At 60.4% G+C, this 21,310-nt stretch carries 11 protein-coding genes; 10 read left to right on the top strand and 1 reads right to left on the bottom strand.

What is annotated here, in order from left to right; translation table 11 throughout:
• Window positions 1–48 precede the first annotated feature (48 nt).
• On the bottom strand, window positions 49–915 hold the full coding sequence (locus KF841_06845; GenBank protein MBX3395070.1) for a hypothetical protein: 867 nt from the start codon (window positions 913–915) through the stop codon (window positions 49–51).
• Between the two features lie 417 nt (window positions 916–1,332).
• On the opposite strand from KF841_06845, the gene KF841_06840 reads away from it, so the two are divergent.
• The 10 genes from KF841_06840 (at window position 1,333) to KF841_06795 (ending at window position 21,295) form a co-directional block, all read left to right on the top strand.
• The gene (locus tag KF841_06840; protein ID MBX3395069.1) at window positions 1,333–6,030 is read left to right on the top strand and encodes a PQQ-binding-like beta-propeller repeat protein; all 4,698 of its coding nucleotides are present in this window, start codon (window positions 1,333–1,335) and stop codon (window positions 6,028–6,030) included.
• On the top strand, window positions 6,027–7,103 hold the full coding sequence (locus KF841_06835) for a terpene cyclase/mutase family protein (protein MBX3395068.1): 1,077 nt from the start codon (window positions 6,027–6,029) through the stop codon (window positions 7,101–7,103). The genes KF841_06840 and KF841_06835 overlap by 4 nt, the downstream gene beginning before the upstream one ends.
• Before the next feature lie 148 nt (window positions 7,104–7,251).
• On the top strand, window positions 7,252–8,313 hold the full coding sequence (locus tag KF841_06830; GenBank protein ID MBX3395067.1) for a MoxR family ATPase: 1,062 nt from the start codon (window positions 7,252–7,254) through the stop codon (window positions 8,311–8,313).
• A gap of 102 nt (window positions 8,314–8,415) precedes the next feature.
• Entirely contained in the window at window positions 8,416–9,345 is a 930-nt protein-coding gene (locus tag KF841_06825) for a DUF58 domain-containing protein (protein ID MBX3395066.1), read from the top strand.
• A gap of 103 nt (window positions 9,346–9,448) precedes the next feature.
• Window positions 9,449–11,815 (top strand): BatA domain-containing protein, encoded by a 2,367-nt coding sequence (locus tag KF841_06820; protein ID MBX3395065.1) that lies wholly within the window; start codon window positions 9,449–9,451, stop codon window positions 11,813–11,815.
• Between the two features lie 62 nt (window positions 11,816–11,877).
• Window positions 11,878–14,412: a hypothetical protein gene (locus tag KF841_06815; protein MBX3395064.1), complete on the top strand. Its 2,535-nt coding sequence runs from the start codon at window positions 11,878–11,880 to the stop codon at window positions 14,410–14,412.
• Between the two features lie 87 nt (window positions 14,413–14,499).
• A complete protein-coding gene (locus tag KF841_06810) occupies window positions 14,500–16,764 on the top strand; it encodes a hypothetical protein (GenBank protein MBX3395063.1) in 2,265 nt (754 codons plus the stop codon).
• 86 nt (window positions 16,765–16,850) lie between these two features.
• Window positions 16,851–18,821 (top strand): hypothetical protein, encoded by a 1,971-nt coding sequence (locus KF841_06805; GenBank protein MBX3395062.1) that lies wholly within the window; start codon window positions 16,851–16,853, stop codon window positions 18,819–18,821.
• A 24-nt stretch (window positions 18,822–18,845) separates the two neighbouring features.
• Window positions 18,846–19,940: a hypothetical protein gene (locus KF841_06800; protein ID MBX3395061.1), complete on the top strand. Its 1,095-nt coding sequence runs from the start codon at window positions 18,846–18,848 to the stop codon at window positions 19,938–19,940.
• Window positions 19,937–21,295, top strand: a complete 1,359-nt coding sequence (locus tag KF841_06795; protein MBX3395060.1) for an NPCBM/NEW2 domain-containing protein — start codon at window positions 19,937–19,939, stop codon at window positions 21,293–21,295. Before KF841_06800 ends, KF841_06795 begins: the two co-directional genes overlap by 4 nt.
• Window positions 21,296–21,310 lie beyond the last annotated feature (15 nt).

Here is a 21,310-nt window from a genome sequence, read left to right as displayed (position 1 = left end):
TACTCGCCGGGTCCGACTCTGGATCTCGAACGTGTACCGCCGCATCAGTCATGCATCAATAAGACGCCAACAGGCCCGATAGATCATGAGAAACGCGAGTTGTGCGATCTGCCCGGCTGCAAACAGGGAGTGGCGCGAGTGTCCGCCGCCACGCCGGGCCATCGCGACCGCCACAAGATAAGTCGCCGCGAATACGATCAGCCCGATCAGGACACCCGTCAAGTAATTCTGGGAACGACTGCAATAGATGGTCGTCAAAAGAACGGGAAGTATCGAATGCTTGAAGAGGCGGGACGGCGACATGGACTGGTTGAGTCCCTGCGTCTGAGTGTCGGCATTTCGTGCGGTGCCCCCGAGTGTCGAGGCGAGCAGAATGCCCCAGCGTCCCCAAATGGGAGCAAGAAGCAACGGACGGAAGATGGGGCGTGGATACAGGAAGTTGAAGTAGCTTCGCCAGTCGTCCGGGGCCGGCCACCAGCCCTCTCGGTGCTGGACACTGAGCAAGAGTACATATTGAGCGAGCACGGCCAGGCACAACGCGAGCGTGCCGACCGGTGAAAGCGGCTGGAGTCGATCGGCCGAGGGGATCTTTGGATCGTCGGTGGTCAGAATATGCGCGGTTCTGGCAAGGCCAAGGGCGAGGAACGGGCCGGTGAAGACACATTCCAGAAGAATGACGACAAGACTCGGCACGACCCGCATGCTTGCGGTTTCACCGAATAGCCACCAGGAGAATCTGAAGGATGCCGCCCACGCAAGTCCGATGATCAGACCGATCGGAACGAGGAACGGGATGATGTCTGAAGCGGGCTCTTCCGCCGTTCGCCTGTTACTGGATGGAATCGGCAGGAGAAAGCGAACCGCGGCCGCAAGGCGGGCCGTCAGGCCGGCCCTTGTGGCGGAAGAATCATTCATGGATTGGATTCGGTCATCCGGCATTGCAGACTCGCGGAGAATGGATATTCGGCACGCTCCCGATTTGCAGACCCCGACGCGAAAGTTGGGCGGCGTCACGATCGAATCAGCCGGCCAATTGGAACCGGAAGGACGAATTGACGCCAGCGTTGATTCGCGCCGATTCGTTTCGGAAGACTCCGTTCGGCTGTGGTGGTCGGAGTCTGTGTCGAACCGATGGAAAGAAACGCCGGACGGCTTCGTTGAAACGACAAGGCTGCAAGCGATCAATGGCAGTCGGGTGTACCAGGCAAGGCTGAGTCAAGCACTGGGTCGAGCGTTGGTGCAGGTCGATCTGCGTGCTAGGATACTGCGGGGACATCGTGTAGGTCGCGAGTTGGGCGAATCCCGGCGCGGAGTGTGAAACTGGGAATCTGGATGAAGGCTCGATTGACAGGATCGCGGCATTGTTCGAGCGATGGGGCAGAGATGCTCGCCTTCGTGATTCTGATGGCATTGCTTGCGACGCGCAGCGCTCCATCCCATGCACAGGTCCAGATTCAGGTCAATGGACCGAATGGTAATTCCGAGTTCGTCGGCGCGCGCCGCTGGGGACTCGAGCCTCCCAATGATGTCGATGCCGTGTCATGGTTGAAACGCGCGAAGGAGGCGGCGGCCGAGGGCGATTGGAAACTCGCCGCCGATACGCTGGAGCGGGTGGTCGCGCAGCACGGCGACCGCACCGTGTCGCTGGACGGGGCACATTACTACTCGGCCGGACAGCTTGCGGAACAGCAGATCGCGGGTTGGCCGGCTGATGGGTTGGCCGCGTACCGGGTCTTGTACGATCATGACGCTTCTCGACTCTATCAGCAGGCAACTGATAACTACGATTTCGATGCGCTGCGGCTGGTCGCTCGTCGATATGCGATGACCACGATCGGTCCCGATGCCATGAATCTGCTCTCATCGTGGCTGCTCGATCGTCGTGAGGCCCGCGAAGCGCTGCAATTGCTGGCACGGATGGAATCGCTGCCGCATTGCCGAATCCCGAAATGGGAACTGCTTTACAAGCAGGCTGTCGCATACATCCTGTCCGGACAGCGGACGCGCGCGAGCAATACGATTCAGGCCATGCGATCCCTTCTCGATGGCGCGGATCCGACCGTCCCTCCCGATTGGCCAGCGCGGGTTGAGCGCGTCCTTCGATTCTTCGAGGATTTCGGCGCGGATCCACAGGGCATGACGGAGTCAACGGTCGGAGTCTGGCAGTACCGACTTGGGCCTTCGGAGTGGAGCGGGCGGCTACCTGCGATCGATCCGATGGTCTCCGGGGAAATGGAATTCAAGGCGGCGCTGCCGGGAGCTGATCGAATTAATCCCGGGAAGATCGCCGAAGTCTCGCGAAAACGAGCGAGGCCGCCGGTCTGGCAGGCCGTCAGTGACGGCACGAGATTGTTCGTCACCGGTCCAGGGGGATTGCAGGCGCGGGATCTGGCGACGTTTGACCTGCTCTGGCAGTCCTTTCCCAAGATTTCGTCGCGTGATCCTCGCATCACCGAGCATCGGATGATGGTGAATCTCGGTGGCCGGATTCAGATGATCGATGAAGAGGAATCGTCCCCTCGCCTGGATCAGAGCACGACGCAGGCGTTGTTTCACGAGTACCAGGGCGAGGTATCAACTGCGTTTGGTCTCGTGTTTGTCATCGAACAGGAGGCTCCGCCGGAAGAGCAGAATCCGACGAACGAGGGTTCGGCGCCACCGAACGCGCACCTGGGTGACGAAGTCTTGTCATTGCCCAATACGCTCCGTGCTTATGAGGCATCGACCGGCAGGGCGACGTGGTTCAGGGGCCGGGGCGGCGATACCACGGACGAACTTCGGGGAGCGCGGTTCTGCGCCGCGCCGATTGCGGTGGGTTCAAATCTGGTTGTGCCCTACCGGCAGGTCGGCGATCTGATGCTGGCGGTGCTGGCGCCGGATGGCACGCTCGTGCGCCAGGTTCTGCTGGGGGCGGGCCGGGCCAGTCTGTTTCCGATGAACGGTGTGCTCGCCCCGGCGCTGAACGACGGGACTCTGTACATTCCGACAGGCGCCGGTCTGCTGGTCGCATTGGATGCCTACGATTTTTCCCTGCGCTGGCTGACGAAATATGACCCTTTCGAGCGCTTCGCCGATATGCAGGCCCGAGGCGGCCAATGGTGGGTGGATGATCGAGTCGGCGTTCCGCAGCCGGACCAGTGGTTGTCGTCGCCGCCGGTCATCGCCGGAGGCGTCGTGATTCTGGGCGCACAGGATTCGGATTATCTGCGGGCTTTTGACCTGGAGGATGGCCGCGAAATCTGGCGTCACGAGCGGGAGGGTCATCGTTATGTAATCGGTGCGGATGATGAGCGCGTCTACATCGGCGGCTCGCGTGTTGCGGCCCTGTCGTTAGGCACCGGCGACGTGTTGTGGAGTTCATCAAGATTTCAACCCACGGGACGGGCGGTCATTTGCGGTCAGAAGGTGATGGTGCCGACGAATGCGGGCCTGCTTAAGCTCTCGACGGATACAGGCGCTCCCGACGGCGATCCGACGGCGGCCGATGTCGCACTTGGAAACCTGTTCGCGATGGATGGCGCGCTCTATAGCGTGTCGGCGGACACGCTGGCGAAGTTCCCCGATCCCGAGCAGACGAGGCGATTGGCCCTGGCTCGACTCGAGCGCAGCCCGAACGACATGGACGCGATTCTTCGCCTGTCGTGGCTAGCCTCAATCGCGGGAAACTGGTCCGACGCAATGGGTTACCTGGATCGCGCGGATCGTGTTCTCGCTCAAACGCCGCAGTCTGCGACCGATGGTTCGCAATGGGAACAGCAGGCCCAAACCGAAAATGTTTTAGCCGACCGAATTTCCCATCAGCGTGTGAGCACCCTGTTGAAGATGTCTGCCGACGTTTCGGATGCGGAGCGAACCGGGCTGCTGGAGCAGGCGGTCTCGGTGGCACGGCGGAAATCCGATCGCGTTTCCGCGTGCATTGCATACTGCGAGCACATGGAAGAGGCCGGTCGGTTTGCGGACGGTTTTCAGTTCGGACTTACTCAGTTGGCATCCATCGGAAACGAACCTGTTTCGATTGAACCCAATCTCCGCGTGAAGACGGTCGTACTTCTCAGCGACCAGCTCCGCCGATTGTGGAACTCGATGAATGCCGAAGAACGCCGGGACGCGGACAAAATCATCAATGATGCGATTCGGGCGGCTCGCCGTGGATCCGGCCGGTCGGGGTTGGTGCAGTTGGCAGATGCGCTGGAGTTCATTCCGAGAGGCTGGCACATTGATCTCGAAATTGCCAACGCGGCGATGGAATCCGGTGAGAACGAAACCAGCATCTTTTTCCTCGAGCGCGCATTGCGCCGCGCTCCGGAGCGGCGAGACCGGTTGGAGCCGCTGCTTCGACTCGTCGTGGCCTATCGTTTCCCGGGCGATTCGTTACCGGCCGACATCGCATCGGCGCGCCGGAAGCTGGCGGAGCTCGAGCGCGAATTCGGGAGCGACACTCTGCCTGCCGCGGTGGCTCAACTGACGGGGACGACGGCAGGCACTCGCGTGAGCGACTGGGCAGCCGAGATACGATCGACGTTGCCGGATTCGGTGGAGATGAACGGTCGAGCGATGCCGCGGATCCTGGTGGAAGCGACGCGCCTGGGTCTCTTGCGCGAAGTCATCTCCTCAGAGGCCAACCGGCTCCAAACAAGCGACGGCGCTTCCTTCTACGATCCGAAACGTCCGAATGATCCGGACGACGAGGTGATTCCGATTCAACTAAATGGCGAACTTCGCGGGTTGGATGTGAAGGCGGAAGTCGATCAGCCGGACTGCTGGGTGAGCTCGCAGCGAAGTCCACTTGAGGATTCGATGCCGCAGATTGAACAGCGTGAGGCCAATGCCTACGACGCTGCGATTTGCGGCAGAGTTGCGGTGCTCGCGACGCCGGTGCAGGTGTGTGCGGTGGGGCTGGCTTCCGGACGGTTCATGTGGCCGCAGATTTCGCTCGAGCAGGGCATGGGACGGCTTCCGTCGCCGGCGGTCGCCGGAGCGGACGGCATCGTGGTCGTCGCAAGCGACCCGCATACACTCGTCGCCGCCTACGCTCGCGATGACAACGGTCCGATCTGGCGGCGAAGCTGGCCCCGGCATTCGCTTCGCTCGATGAAAATCGACGGTGGCTCCCTGATTGCCGTCGATCGAAATGCGATCAAGGTGTTTGTGATCGATCTGGGGAGCGGCCGAGTGCGGGCAGAGTATTCACTCGTTCCGGGAGAAGATACTGCTGATGCGGGGAGTGTTGAAAGCTCGGAGTCGGATGTCCATCTGGCGATTATTGGTGATGTCGTGGTGCGGAGCGTTGGCAGCCGATTGATCGGTGTCGATTCAAAGACCGGCAAGAGCGTTTGGCCGGATCGCGAATTCGGCGACATGATCAATGGTGTATTCGAACTTGGTCACGAGTGGGCGGGCGTTTCGCATGGGACGGCCGGTTTCGCGCTCGTGCGGGTTGAAACGGGCGAAATTGCCCGTCGCTGGTCGACAGCCGGATTGTCCATGCCGCCGATCGACGCGGTGCTTGACGCTTCGACTCAGGGTTCGGGTGGCGGCCGGTTGGTATTGTTCACCCGAAAGGATGAGAGCCCACCGGAATTTGTGCTCGAGTCGTTTCCGCTCGATCCGGCCGAATTGCCCTGGCGGCGTGACCTGGGGCCGCTTGCGACGATCAGCCGTCAGATGTTGCGGGCATCGCCACATTTCGTCGCCGCTGTCCGAAATGCGATGCCGCCGGACCTCGGTGGTCGTCGGATTCAGCGGTTCGTGCCGGAGTTCGATCCGATGCTGCCTCCCAAACTGGAGCTCATCGATAAATCAACAGGGCGACTGTTGTCAATCAGGCCGTACGAATTTGCGGAGGGCCAGTTGGGTGACGAGCGTCTGGCGGCCACGTCGCCGTTGAATGCCTCTCGCCGTTTGATTGATGTCATTGTGTTGAATGATCGAATTGTGTGTGTCGCGCCGGAAGGATTTTTCGTGCTGAGCGATGCCGGCATGATGGCTCCGAAGGCGAAGGACGAAACCCGGAATGGGGCAGATCAATGACTGAGAGGCATAAGCGAACGCGGATCTTCATCGTGAGGCTGGCGGCGATGCTGGTCGCTTTGACGGGAACGCGCGTCACGGCGATTGCTCAAATGCCGCCCCAACGCCCCCCGATGGTGACGGAAAAGACCGAAGAGGCGATCGAGAAGGCTCTGAAGTACCTTGCCTCGCGACAAAGCTCCGACGGATCATATCGAGACTCCGGCACGATGGGTACGTATCCTGTCACGATGACGTCGCTTGCCGGCATGGCGACTCTTGCTTCGGGAAGCACTCCGACCGAAGGCCAATATGCGAAGAATCTGAGAAAGGCCGTCACCTATGTACTCGATTCGGCTCAGCGCGACGGTCTGATCTGTCGTCCCGGCAATGATGAAGAAACACGATCGATGTACGGGCATGGATTTGGGATGTTGTTTCTTTCCGAAGTAATGGGAACCGAAGAGGATCCGGAGCGGATGGAGCGGATTCGCCGTGTCCTGCAGAAAGGCGTGGAACTGACGGACCGGTCGCAAAGCAGGCTTGGCGGCTGGCTGTACACACCCGACATGGGCGGTGACGAAGGCAGTGTGACGGTCACGCAGGTTCAGGCGCTTCGCGCCGCTCGAAACGCGGGCGTCGCAGTGCCGAAGAAAGTCATTAATAATGCGATGAAATACCTCGAAAAGTCCATCCAGCCGGACGGCGGGATCGCGTATCGCGTCGGGATGGTGGGTTCGCGTCCGCCGATCACGGCCGCCGCGGTCGCATGCTGGTTCAATGCGGGGCTTTATGACGATCCGAAGGCATTGAAGGCGCTTCGCTACTGCAAACGCGAGATCGGCTATGGCCAGTCTCAACAGGGCGTGTGGGGACACTTTTTTTATGCACACCTTTATCTGTCGCAGGTGATGTACCTTGCGGGAGACAAGGAATGGAGCAAATACTATCCGAAGATGAGGGACTTTCTGCTTTCCACCCAGGATGACGACGGATCGTGGAATGGTGATTCCGTCGGGACCGTGTATGGAACGGCCATTGCACTGATTATCCTGCAACTCCCCTACAACAATCTACCTATTATGCAGCGGTGAAACACCGCAGATCGGCTTGCTGTTAATACCGTGCGTCCAGCGATCCTCCTGACATACGCTTCAATGCGAAATGGCTGTTCAGAGATTTTTCATTGGCGGCGCGCGGATGCGGCAGCGATGGAATACATCCATAGAAAGAAGGACTGGCATGGCTGAACCGAATTCAACGGACTGGAGCAACGACGTCGCCGCGGTCGAGAAGCTACGGGATTCATACAAACGCCTTCGCGAGGAACTGCGAAAGGTGATCGTCGGCCAGGATGACGTGGTCGAGCAACTGCTGGTCGCGCTGTTTGCCGGAGGTCACTGCATTCTTGAAGGCGTTCCCGGATTGGCGAAGACACTGATGATATCCAGTCTTGCGCGCTGCCTTTCGCTTTCGTTCAACCGAATCCAGTTCACGCCGGACCTGATGCCGAGCGATATCACGGGCACGGAGGTGATCACTGAGGACAAGTCGACCGGTAGTCGGGTATTCCGATTTCTGCCGGGCCCGGTGTTCGCGAATGTAGTGCTGGCCGATGAAATCAATCGGACGCCGCCGAAGACTCAGGCCGCAATGCTCGAGTGCATGCAGGAAAGACAGGTGACCGTGGGCGGCGTGCGACATGAGCTTAAACCACCGTTCTACGTCCTGGCGACACAGAATCCGATTGAGCAGGAGGGCACTTATCCGCTGCCGGAAGCGCAGCAGGATCGATTCATGTTCAAGGTGCAAATCGGCTATCCGAGCTACGAGGAGGAACTGGAGATCGCCACGAAGACATCGGGTGAATACACCACCGACGTGCAGTCGATCATCAGCGGCGCGGAGATTCAGGCTCTTCAATCCGTGGTCCGGCGCATTCCCGCCGCGCCGGCCGTGATCAAGTATGCCCTGGATCTTGTTCGTGCGACACGGCCCGGCGAGGCGCTCGCCGTGCGCGGGGTGAAGGAACGTGTTGCATGGGGCGCGGGGCCGCGAGCCGTGCAGTTTCTGATTGTCGGCGCGAAGGCGCGGGCGGCGCTTCGCGGACAGAATCATGTGGCGATGGAGGATATCCGGGCGCTGGCCGCGCCGGTGCTGCGGCACCGCGTCGTGATGAACTTTGCGGCTCAGGCGGAAGGGTACACGACGGATCGTTTTGTCACGGACCTGCTGGAGACCTTTCAGCCGCACGAGGGCGGTCTTCTTGCGGACGCCCGCCTCAAGGAGGCAATCCAGGGCTGACCGTCGCGCCAGCAAGTTGACGGGAATCGGCGCGTTTGGGCGCGAATGCCTCAGTCGGATTCGACATGGGATGCAGACGACGTTGAAGCCGCGAGTGAGACAATGAACGAAACGACCGCCCTGAAATACCTTCGACCTGATGTGCTTGCGAGGATCGGCGATCTGGAGCTTCGCGCGCGCCATGTGGTGGAAGGTTTCATCAGCGGCATGCATCGCAGCCCGTATCAGGGCTATTCAGTCGAATTCGCGCAGTACAAGGAATACTCTCCCGGCGACGACCTGCGGCATCTCGACTGGCGCGTGTACGGCCGCTCTGATCGGTTCTTCGTGAAGCAATACGAAGAGGAAACGAACCTGCGCGCGCACCTTCTGCTCGATTGCTCGGCTTCAATGCGTTATCCGGAGCAGGACCTGTCGGAAGGCCGAATGACCAAGTTTGAGTATGCCGCGACGCTGGCGGCCTCGCTCGGATACCTGATGGTGCATCAGCAGGATGCCGCGGGACTCGTTCTGTTTGACGATGAAGTACGTGTCAACATGCCGGCACTTTCGAATCAGGTGCACCTCAGAGAGTTGATCGATCAAATCGACCGTGCGCGGCTCGAGCACGGGACCAACGGAAAACGGCTGTTCGCCGATCTCACTGGAAAGCTGGCTCGTCGAAGTCTGGTCATCGTCATTTCCGACCTTCTGGCTGATGCCGAGGACATCGCGTCGGCGCTGGAGCGCATTCGGTTCGCAAATCATGAAGTGCTGGTCCTTCATGTCCTCGATTATGACGAAAGGGAGTTTCCCTTTCAGGATAACACGCTGTTCGAGGGCATTGAATCCCCCGACCTGCATACGCTCGTCGATCCGCAGACACTTCGACGCGGCTATTTGTCGGCGCTTGATGCCCATATTTCACGATTGCGGTCACGCTGTACGAACAGCAGAATCGAATTCGTGGAACTCTCGACGATGGATCCCCTGGATGTGGCGCTGCGCGGATTCCTCGCGGCGCGGATGAAGCGGATGAAGACGAAAAATTGAGAATGCGCCGCGACACGGTACGCGCTTAAATCAGTGCGTCCAATGACTCGACCGGCACGATCGACCTGCCGGAGAGAACGTAAATGGCGAAGGAGCGCGATCCTTGATTGGGTGGTTGTCCAGCTTCCTGATGAATCCGACGATGGCGGCCGGCGCCGGTGCAGTGGCCGGCCCCATCCTGATTCATATTCTTGCAAAGCGACGGTTTCGCCGGATTCGCTGGGCGGCGATGGATTTTCTGCTGGACGCAGAGCGGCAGAATCGTCGCCGGGTCCGGTTGGAGCAATGGCTGTTGCTCGCGCTTCGTTGCCTGGCCGTTTTTCTGATCGCCTTCATGATGATGCGTCCGTTCGTGCGGCCGGGGTTTGTCGCGGGGATGATTGGCGCGTCCGGTCGTACGGAGCGCATCATCGTGGTGGATGACTCTTTCTCGATGGGCTATCAGTCCAGGGGAAGTTCGACAGGGGACAGCCGCGCAGTCTTCGATCAGGCATGTGATGCCGCATTGCAGCTTGCCAGGTGGTTTGCGAGTGAATCGCCGCGGGATCCGCTGACGCTCTATCTGACGAGCGCTCCGCGCGAGCCTCTGGTGGCGCTCGCGTCCCTGAGCGACGATTCGCTGGATCAGCTTCGAAACCGTCTGAACGGCGCTCGACCCTCGGCGCGTCGGTCGCAGATGGATGTCGCGCTCGCGGCAGTGGCGGATGTGATCGCGCGTACGCCGACCGAGGCGAATCACGCCATCTACGTCATCAGCGATTTTCAGCGAGTGGACTGGATTCTGCCTCCGGCCCCGGACGATGCCCAGGACAAGCCTGTAAACATCACTGCTCCGCTCACGGCACTGTCACGTGGCGGCGTCCCGATCAATCTCGTTCTAGTGAATGTTGGCGACGCCTCGGCGGAGAACGCAGCCTTGCTGGATTTGAGGCCACTCAGGCCCCAGACGGTGGCAGGCGTGCCGACGCGGTTTGAGGCGGCTGTCGCGAACTATTCGTCCGACGCAATTGAGCAGGTGGAGTTAAACATCTCGATTGCGGACAGCCGGCTGCCGCCCGTCATCGTCGGTCGCGTGCCGGCCGGCCAGGTGGTGCGCGAACCCTTTGAGGTCACGTTTCCGAACGATGGCGCGAACTACGTTCAGGTCGAGCTGGCTGGCGCCGAGCGATTCGGCAACGGTGTTCGGATCGACGATCGCCGGGCGGTGGCGCTCGAAGTGCTCCCGGCGATCCAGATTCTGATCGTCAACGGAGAGCCCAGCAGCGACAGCTTTCGAGACGAGGTCTATCTTCTGCGGACGGCGCTCCGCCCGGCGGGGCGTGCGGCCAGCGGCAATGACCTGACCATCATCGAAGAGCCGGAACTCGACTCAGCCGATCTGTCTCGCTACCACGTCGTCGTGCTGGCCAATGTCGCGAGGATGACGCCATCCGCGGCGCGCATGCTGGAGGAATATGTGCGCGGCGGCGGCGGGCTGGCGATATTCGGCGGCGCACAGATTGATATCGATTACTACAACGACGCACTATATCGCAGTGGCGATGGGTTGATGCCGGTGAGGCTGCTCGATACGACGCAGGCTCCGGCAGGTGTCGAACCGGTGACATTCGGACGGTGGAACGTCAACAATCCAATGCTGCGGGCGTTTGACGGGCCGCTGGCATCATTGCTTCGACAGGTGAAGGTGCGAGCCTTCCTGTCGAGCGCGGCAAACGACGAATCAGACACTTCGCCGAGCAGCCAACCTGTCCACGGGACCGCAACGGCGACCGAGGAATCCGCCAATGACGGCACACTTGATCGAGCCGGTGCGGCTTCGCCGGTTCGGGTTCTGGCCCGATTCAGTGATCCGGATGAGTCGCCGGCGATCGTCCAGCGGCGCCTTGGTCGCGGAATCACGGTGTTTATCGCGACGACGGTTGACCAGGACTGGAATGACTGGGCCTCGAATTTCAGCTATCTGCCGATGATGTTGGAACTTGTTCAGTACTGTGCAAAAACGGCGACGGCCGCCGGCCAGGTTACGGTGGGGCAGCCGGTAACGTTCGAGCTGGACGCGGGGCGATTTGAGGATCGCTCAATTCTTGAGCCGCCGAGCTATCCGATGCGGCCCGCGGTCACGCTAACGGCCACGAGCGCCGGATCGGGACGTAATTTCGAGTTTCGCGAAACGGACGAGCCTGGGCTTTGTCGGATTCTGCTGACGCCGAGCGGCAGTGGCCCGGCTTCGATCCATTATGCGGCAGTGAATCCGGACCCCGCCGAATCGAATCTGGGCATGGCGAGCCGGTCCGAGCTACAGTCCGCTCTGGTTGAAGAGCTTCCGTTTGAGTATGTGGGCGACCTGTCGGCACTGGAAAGTCAGTCCGCCACGAGTCGGATCGAATACTGGTGGCCGCTGTTGCTGGCGGCGGGAATTGTGTTGATGTTCGAACAGGGGTTGGCGTGGTGGTTCGGGACGCGCGGTTGAATCGCTTGATCCAACGGGCGTTTCACGATGGGATCCGGCGTGCTTAGGGAATAGTTGGTTTCATGGGATTGATGTTCGCACAGGAAGTCTCGACGGTGTCTTCTGAATCGCGCATTGAACTGGCGCGATGGTCAGCGGACAACGCGCTGCTTATCGGCGGAATCCTCTCGGCACTTGCGATTTACGCCGTTTGGTGGATGTATCGGCGCGAAGCGCGTGGGACACTCTCGAAGGGCATGCGTTGGAGTCTAGCGGCGGCGCGGGTGATCGTGTTGCTGATGCTGGGGTTAATCGGACTCGAGCCGGTCATCGTTCGATACGAACATCGGCGAATCGATGCGCAGACCATCGTGCTGATCGACGACTCGGCAAGCATGTCGCTGCACGATTCGTATCGAAACGATGCTGACGCCCGTCGCGTCGTGCGAGTGGTCGGGGAGATCGCGGACGACGGGATTTTGAGAAGCGCGGTCGGAGAGCGACTTCTGACGAGCGGCAGCCGGGGGCTGTTGCGCCTGCTGGCCGCCGAAAACTCGGTCAAACTCTTTTCCTTCGGAGATTCGCTGACCTATCGCGGAGAGATTCGGCGTGCGACGGCTCAGCCCGACGGTGGAGACGCAGCGGCCGGTTCTCGGCGTGAATCTCTGACCTCCGGCGCATTGAAGCTGACGGCGGCCGAACCTGCGACCGACGTCGGCGCAGCCATTCGCGGGGCGGTCGATGCGTGCGCGGGAGCGCCGATTGCGGGCATCGTGCTCCTGACGGACGGCCGGTTCAATCACGGCGAGTGGACGGGCAACGTCGGTCGATTTCTCGCCGGGCGCGATATTCCGTTGTACGCGGTGGGAATTGGCGATCCGGCGGAGCCGGTCAATGCACGGGTAGTGCAGATTGCGGCAGCGCGGTCGGCGTTCAAGAACGATCCGTTTGATGTAACGGTGCGAGTCGATGCGCGCGGCGTGAATGATCAGCAAATTCGCCTGGAGCTCTTCGAGCAGCTGGACGGCAAGAGCCGCGAACTGGTTGAAACGCGGACGCTCGTGCCTGGCGCGGACGGGAAGTTCGCCCCGGCGGTTTTTGAACGAAAGGTCAAGGACCCCGGAACGGTGCGCTATATCGCCCGAATCGAACCATTGGCGTACGAATCGGTGACGTCCGACAATGAGCGCGAACTCTCACCCGCGGTTCGGATTCTCGACGACCAGATGCGCGTGCTGCTTATCGCCGGTTCGCCGAGCTATGACTACCGGTTTCTTTCTCGCATGTTTGAGCGGGACCCAACGGTTAATTTGTCGTCCTGGCTTCAGTCGGCAGATTCCAAGGCGGTGCGTGATGGCAATTCAGTGATCACTCAATTGCCGGAGACGCCGGAGGAACTGAATCTTTACGATGCAATCATCATGATGGATTGCGATCCGACGGAGTTCGGACCGACCTGGGGCAGTTTGGTTGCGGCCTATGTCTCGGATTATGGCGGTGGCCTTCTTTATGCGGCGGGGAACAAGTTCACTGGCCGGTTTCTGAAGAATGAGAATCTCCGATCGTTGATCGAGACGTTGCCGGTAGCGGTCGATCCAGAGGCGGAACTGGTCATCAACGAACTGGGGCATTATCAATCGCGAGCCTGGCCCATTCTGATCCCCGACGACGCGATCGGCGATCCGATCCTGCGGCAATCCGACAGCCCGCTGGAAACCCGATCGATCTGGTCGTCTCTGGGACAAGTCTACTGGCATTATCCGGTTCGACGCGAAAAATCAGTCGCCCGCGTATTGATGAGACACTCAAATCCACGCATGGCAAACGCCTTTGGACAGCATGTGTTGTTCGCGACGCAGTATGTCGGAACGGGGCGGACCGCATGGCTCGGCATCAATTCAACGTGGCGATGGCGCCGTGCGAACGAGCGGCATTTCAACCGTTTCTGGATTCAGACGCTTCGATTTCTCGTCGAAGGGAAACTTCTCGGCGGGCGCGCCCGGGGTCAGCTTCTGACGACGAAAGAGGAATTCGAGCAGGGCGAGACCGTCGTGGTAACGCTCCGCGCGCTCGATGAGCAGTTCAAGCCGTTGCTCGTGCCGGAGCTGGAGTTGGAGGTGTCGGCCGCATCGAGCCGCACGACGACACCCGAATCGGAAAGAGTGAATGGCGCGGCAGATTCATCGCTGACGTCTCGGACAATCGAGCTATCACCGATTGTCGGTCGCGAAGGCTTTTACGAGGGCCGCTTCGCAGCGGACTCAGTGGGCATGCACAGGTTGGCGGTAAAACTGCCCGGCTCGATCGGGGGCGCTGCATCGGACGCCGATCGGACGATTGAACGTGAGATCACCGTGTCGCCGTCGGATATTGAATTGCGAGAAACGGCGTTAGATCGGTCGGCGATACAGGAACTGGTGTCAGCGGTCGGCGGGCGAAGCGGGTTTTACGAGGTCGACGAGACAGGCTCGCTTCCAAAGCTGCTTCCGGACATGGGCCGCACATTCACGGTGCGCGGCCGTCCGCGCCCGTTGTGGGATAACTCGACGGTCATGTCCGTCCTGGTCGGTCTGCTGCTGGTCGAGTGGGCATTGCGAAAGAAAGCCCGTTTGCTATGAGACAGCGCGATTACCCGGCGAATTGCCGGCTCGACAGCTCGCGACGGTCGGGCGGCTCGTGCTGAGCCTGAAGGGACGATTATTGACGTGAATGAGAGCCTCGAACAACTGAGCACGAACGTTCGACGGAAGATCGTCGCGCCGCTGGATCGGCTGGGCTCTGCGATTCGACGGCGTGTGCTGTTTGAGGGGGCGGCGCTCTGTTTCGGCGGGCTCGTCGCCCTATGCACCGTGCAGTTTGTCCTTGATCGAATTCTGGCGCTTGGGTTTGGTCCGAGAGTGGCGCTTCTTGCCATCGTGCTCGGGGTCGTGGTCCACCAATTCGGGCGGCTTGTGATTCGACCGTTCCGGCGGAGGATCGATGTCAATGAGGTGGCGGCGGTTGTCGAACGGAAGCACAGGGCCTATGCGGATCGGATAGTTTCGGCGGTCGCGTTCGCCACGGGGTCGGCGATCAACCCCCATCGCAATTCACCGGCGCTGGTCGCAGAGCTGTTTCGCGAAAGCCTCGCAACCTTCGAGGGTATTCGCTTCGATCAAATTCTAGAGCGGACGCAGTTTCGACGGCGCTTGGCTCTGGCGATGGCGACGCTCCTCGCGGCGACGGCCGCGTTCTCGCTGATGCCGGGTTTGATGTCGGTCTATCTCCAACGGAACTGGCTTCTTCGTGATACGCCGTGGCCGGTGACAACACGGATTGTGGCGGAAGGGTTTTCCGAAAGCGGGCACCTTCGATGGCCCATCGGCGATGAGTTGCGGATCGTGGCGCGAGCACTCGAAGGCCGGCCGAGCAGGCTGCTGGCCGAATTCGAACTGGCGTCCGGCGCTCGAAGCGAACGGGACATGGACCGGCTGGGTGAAGACCGTTTCATTCTTGACTTCGGCTCGCTTACTCAGGCGATGCGATTCCGGTTTGTAGTCGATCAATGGGGAGTCGATGATCGAACAGAATGGTACACGGTTGATGCGGTGATTCGACCTTCGATTCGCTCGGCGCGCGTCGAGATTGTTCCGCCGGCCTATTCGGAGCAGGCGCCTTTTGTTCTGGAAGCGAGCCAGTCAACCGCGGATGTGCTGCGCGGGTCGGCTGTTCGGATTGAAGCCGTAGCGAACAAGCCGCTGGCGCGAGCGGTATTGAAGAGCCGCTCGGATGATCAACCGGTGGCGACGGTGAACCTGACCGAAGGCACAAGCCTTGAAGCGCGGTTTGAGCCCGAGCGACGCGCGACCTATTACTTCGATCTGCTGGATATGGATGGTCTCGACGATCGGTCGCCCGTGACTTTCTCAATCAATCCGACGGCAGATTCTCCTCCGAAAGTGCGGATGACGATGCCGGGGGTCGGCGAGATGGTCGTGAGTGGCGCACAGTTGCCGATTCGAGTGGAGTGCGAGGACAACCTCGGCATTGAGTCAGTGGAACTTGTTCAAGTCGTGCGACCGAATGGAAAAGACATCTCGAATTCTGAAACGGCGGAGTCGCTACCCCGATTCACGGCTCGGCAGACGCGGTACGAAGTGCGGCATGAACTTCCGCTGGCGCCGTTGACATTGTCGCCAGGCGATCAGATCACACTGTATGCGCGGGGCCGCGATTATCAGCCACCGACGCCGGTCGCCAATCCGGACGCGAGCCGTGATGCCACAGTCACGCCGGGCGAACATTCTGACGCGACCGACCCGGCCGCAGCAGCGAATCTGGGTGAATCGGTCCGTTATACGCTGCGCGTCGTGACGGCGGAGGAGTTACTGGCCGAATTAGGCCGCCGGGAGAATGAGTGGCGCCGTGAGTTCGAGCAGATCATCAAGGCGCAGGAGCAGCTAAATCGGCGCGTCATGGATCTGCGCGATGTCGCGGGGGCCGATGCGTTATCGGCGGAGCGTTCGCTTCGATATGGCCAGGAGGCGAGAACTCAGCGGCAGCAGATCAACCGCGTTCGCACCGTTGCGAGGCAGTTTCAGCAGATATTTGACGAGTTGGATATCAACGGCCTCGCGACTCCGCAGGTGCGCCGGCGACTGCAAAACGGCGTGCTCGCGCCGTTGCGATCGCTGGCGACGTCTGAAATTGGCGAGGCTGCCGAGCTACTCGAGCGCCTTCGAGATGCGTTTGATGATGAAACATCCAGGGCGGTGGAGGCGGCACAAACCCGGATCATTCGAAGCATGTACACCATTTTGGCCGACATGTTGAAATGGGAAGGATACAATGAGGCAATCGCACTGCTGCGGGAAGTCGTGCGGCTGCAACAAGAGGTCAACGAGGACACCAAGCTCACGCTGGATCGGGAAATTGAGCGGCTATTCGGCGGCGAGGGGCATTCGACCACTCTGCCGGCCGGAAAGGAATAGACATGATCTCGCGGGGCATCGAAACGATGGTGGAGGGGGAGCGCTTGAGGCGCGCCGAGTGGTGGTCGCAAAGGAGCAACGCATGGTTGCCTGATGTGCGGTCCTGGTCAGGGTGTGCCGTGTCGTCAGTGCTGATAGTCTTCGCGGTGCTGGCCGCTCCGATTTCGCCGGCGGCCGGAGATGATGCACCGGCATCGCAACCCGTGGCCGGGTCACTCGCTGAGAGACAGTCGCTCGTTCGTGACCGCGTCACTCGACTTGAAGATCGGATGTTCCAATTGAGCCAGGCACTTCGTAAGTCCGAACCGGATAAAGCCGCGCGCCTATTGGACGGACTCGGTCGACTGCGCGGTGATCAGGTTCGCGACACGATTGCGAAAATTGTGAAAGAGCTCGAGAGTAACCAGCTTTCCGATGCCGCGAATGATCAACAGGAGGTCATATCAAAGCTTCAGTCGCTCTTGAAAGAGCTGGTTGAGGAGCCGAGTCAACTGGATGAACGCAAGGATGACATCGAGCGAGTGGAGGCGATCCGGCGGTCGCTGGAATCGCTGATCAAGGAACAGGAAGAGGCGATTCAAAAGGCCGAATCAGTCCGCGCGGCGCAGCGACGAGCCGAAGCACTGGAAGCGGCCGCTCAGCGCATTGACGACTTGCTGAAAAGACAACGCGACTCGAGCGCGCGAACCGCAGCCGAAGGCGATCTGGCGACCGAGGCAATGGAGCAGGCCAGGCTTCGTGGCGAGACGGAGGCAGTCGCGGAGGCAGTTGCGTCTTTGGCGGAAGTGGACTCCGTCGGCAGTGGCGCGGACCGTCCGGGAGACACGGAAACCAGCGAATCCGCTAGTTCTTCCAACGATTTTCCGGCAAACGAACCATCAGCGTCGAAAGCTGCGGAATCGCTTGGACGGGCGTCCGACGCGATGGAATCCGCTGAAAAGTCTATGCGTGGCAACTCGCGAACGGAGGCGCAGGCGTCCCAATCAAAAGCGGAAGAGGCATTGAACGCGGCACGAGAGGAACTGACACAACGAGCCGATCAGATTCGCCGGAAGCTGCAATTGGAGGAGCAGGCGGAAGAGCAGCGCCAGACTGCCGAGAAGACGGCCGAACTCGGCGAACAAATGAGTGGCAAGGGCGCGGCCGCGGAAAGCGGAGCCGGTCAGCAGGGTCGGGACGGCCGGGAGTCCGGCGAATCACCGGAACGGGAATCGGGCGATTCGGACAATGGCGGCGGAGAGAATGAAGCCACGCCGGGGCAGCAGGATGTGCAGCAGGCGGTTCCGTTTCAGCGCGACGCGGCCGATCAGCTTGAGAAAAAGAACGCCGACAAGGCGATCGAACAGCAGGAAAAGGCCGTTGAGAAATTGAAGAAGGCTCAGGAGGAGTTGGAAGATCGCATGGATCAGCTTCGCAAGGAGCAACAGGAGGAGATGCTCGCGGCGCTGGAGTCTCGGTTCAGAGCGATGCTTAGCCGTCAACTGGAGTGCAACAAAGTGACGACGCGGCTGGGCGAACTCGGCGCGGCAAACTGGAAGCGGTCCGACCAGTTGGAACTGGCGGATGTATCACAACGGCAGCGGTGGGTTGGAGATCAAGCTGAAGAAACGCTGTTGCTCCTGAAGGAAGACGGTTCGACAGTGATCCTGCCAACCATGATTGAAGAAATTCGTGACGATGCCCGGGACGTGGCCGACCGGCTTGCGGCGGCCGACGCGGGCGAATCCGTTCGCATAACACAATCCGACATCGAATCCATGCTGCGTGACATGATCGAAGCGATCGAACGCAAGCAGGAGGAACTTGCCGATCAGGCTGATTCCGGTCAGAGCGGCGACGGCAGTCAGCCGCTGCTGCCCGGCTCGGCCGAATTGAAACTATTGCGATCGTGCCAGATTCGGGTGAACCGGGCGACACAACAACTGAAGGCCGACCGCGAGCGGTCCGAGATTCCCGCCGACGACCTTGCGAAGCGGCTGAGGCGGCTCGCTGAGAAGCAGCAATCGGTGGCGGACATGGCCAAGGCGATGCATGAATCCTTGCGCCGGGCACAATAGGCGTCGGTGACGGAGGTCTGCAAGATGATGACCGTGATGGCAGTCTGGCTATTTGCTTCAGTGCCAGCGCTTCCACCCAAGAAACCGCTGCCGCCGGTTCCGGGATATGACTGGATGGCGCCGCCAAAGCGAATCGGCGAGGCCGCTCCGCCGCCGTTGCCCGCCTCTGAAGTCATCGCCGGATTCCTCAAATACATCGCATCGGCCCCAACGCTCTCGCCAGATGCCGTGAGGTTCGTAACAACTCAGCGTGAGAAAATGCCCGAGAGCGAGCTGGTTGATTTCATCAATCTGGCTTATGCAGTCCTGTCGCCTGAATTCAAGGAGGGGCTCGCGCTGCTCGATGCGGACAAGTCGAACGATGCGGCGGTTGTCTTCGAGCGGCTGGCGCAGTCGGATGATCCGTACCTTGCGACGGCATCCGCAAACCTCGGTGCAACGGCGCTGATCGATCTCGAACTGATCGATCGATGCGAGGCGATGTTGTGTGACGTCCGCGACCGTCATCGGCCGATCGAGAAGTACACGACCGCATCTGATCACTTCCGATTCATGCTCGGATATTGCCAGGTTCACAATCTGGAGTATGAACTCGCATACGGGACGTTTGAGGATTTTCTGAAGAATTATCCGAACGCTCCCGAGCGGCTGCGGACAACGGCCGTGCAGATCATGACGGAACTTTCCCGACGTGCGCCGGGCCAGATTGGGGATGTTCGTGATCTGCTGACCTTTGCGAAACGCAAATTGAAGACCGGCTACACCGATGACACGACTCTCAATCGGCAGGATGAGGCCGTCGAATTGTTAGCGGCGTTGATCGAGGAAGCTGAACAGCAGGAGCAGTCAAACCAGAACGGAGAGGGAGAGGGCCGCGGCGGCCGTGGCCGATCAAGCGGTAAGAATCCGGGTGGTGGCGCCACGGAATCGACACTCCCGACGGGGACACCGGGCGAGACGCGGCTTCGCGCGTCTACCGCGAAACCAGGCGAAACGTGGGGGAAAATGCCGCCGCGCGAGCGCGAGCAGATTCTACAAACGCTCCAAAAGCAGTTTCCCAGTCAGTATCGCGAGTTGCTGGAGCAGTACTATCGAGAGCTTTCAAAGGAGTCACCTTGACTCGTGCTTCGTTCAAAGTGAGGCCGCAGTCAAAGCGCGCGGTGCACTGCGACGGAAGCAGCGGTCGCATGGGCGCGCCGGTGCCGCTTTGGGCCGTTGTTCTGCTTGCAATCATGGGCGCTGTCAGAGCCCGCGCCGATGGTCCGACCGGGGCAACTCCGGGCGTACAGCCGGAGGTGGTTCGTCGTCAGCTTCGGATCCATCGTGTAGATGGCGATCAGATGCTCCTTACGCTCTCGCGAATTTCCAACTCGGTCATTGCCGGGGAGGCGGACGGGCGCGAGGTATCAATCCCGCTGGCCGACGTGATGCGAATCGCACCGGAGTCCGGCGAGACGAGAGGCACGGTCCCGCTTTCTGACGCCACTCGTTTTGAATTCCACTCGGGCAGCGGCGGCTTTTTTCGCGGCACGCCAGCCCATGAACCGCCGAACTCGCTGAATTGTGTCCGAGTTGATCTGGGACTGGAACGGCCTGTAGATGTCGCGTTTGCGGCACTCTCGGGTATCGTATTTGATTCGAATGCTGCCGTTGAAATGCGAGAGGATTTCGCCGCACGCCTGCGGAGCCGGCAGGCTGGACGCGATACGCTGGTTTTGATTCAGGGCGGCAAGCCGGTTGCGGTGCAAGGTTCGCTCGAGAAACTGACTGCCGCGGGCTGGGAGTTCTCCTTCTCCGGCAAGCTTCGATCGGGCGACTTTGGGCAGGCCTATGGCGTCGTATTCGGCGCGCCGGCCTCATCGCCGGCCCCTTCGCCGGTAGCGCTCATCACGAGTGATGGCGGTCGATTCAGCGGTAGGATTGTCTCTGCGGATGCCGAGGCCATGGCATTTGATTGCACGGTCTTCGGAACCGCTCTGTTTCCGTGGCGCGTCATTCGGAGCGTCGACCTTCAAAGCGATCGAGTCAAGTTCCTTTCGGATCTGACGCCAAGTCGATTTGAGCAGCAATCGATGCCCGGCGCCGATTGGAAGCCGCGAATGAACGCGACCGTGACAGGCAAGCCGATTCGGCTGGGCGGCAAGGTCTACGGCAAAGGGATCGGAGTTCATGCGAAAAATCGCATGATGTTTGAGCTTGATGGTCAGTTTGAACGTTTCTCCGCAGTCGTCGGGATCGACGATTCGACCGGCGATGCAGGGAGCGTGGTGTTTCGGGTGTTCGCGGATGACAAACTCCTGTTCGAATCGAGCGTACAGCGTGGCGGGGCTGCGCCGGCCTTGATTTCAGTGGATGTTTCCGACGCAAAGACACTGATCCTGCTCTGCGAGGAAGCAGACAACCTCGATCTGGCGGATCATGCGGTCTGGGCCAATGCCATGCTCGTGCGGCCATCACGAGCGAGCAAACAATAGCGGCAGATGCCACAT

The sequence above is a fragment of the Phycisphaerae bacterium genome (assembly GCA_019636475.1).
Taxonomy (GTDB): Bacteria; Planctomycetota; Phycisphaerae; order UBA1845; family UTPLA1; genus JADJRI01.
This window is presented reverse-complemented; position numbering and strand designations above follow the sequence as displayed.

Coding starts and splice junctions, on each gene's coding strand:
- KF841_06800 (MBX3395061.1), top strand. CDS start 18,846: ATGATGACCGTGATGGCAGTCTGGCTATTTGCTTCAGTGCCAGCGCTT.
- KF841_06815 (MBX3395064.1), top strand. CDS start 11,878: ATGGGATTGATGTTCGCACAGGAAGTCTCGACGGTGTCTTCTGAATCG.
- KF841_06845 (MBX3395070.1), bottom strand. CDS start 915: ATGAATGATTCTTCCGCCACAAGGGCCGGCCTGACGGCCCGCCTTGCG.
- KF841_06835 (MBX3395068.1), top strand. CDS start 6,027: ATGACTGAGAGGCATAAGCGAACGCGGATCTTCATCGTGAGGCTGGCG.
- KF841_06840 (MBX3395069.1), top strand. CDS start 1,333: ATGAAGGCTCGATTGACAGGATCGCGGCATTGTTCGAGCGATGGGGCA.
- KF841_06825 (MBX3395066.1), top strand. CDS start 8,416: ATGAACGAAACGACCGCCCTGAAATACCTTCGACCTGATGTGCTTGCG.
- KF841_06830 (MBX3395067.1), top strand. CDS start 7,252: ATGGCTGAACCGAATTCAACGGACTGGAGCAACGACGTCGCCGCGGTC.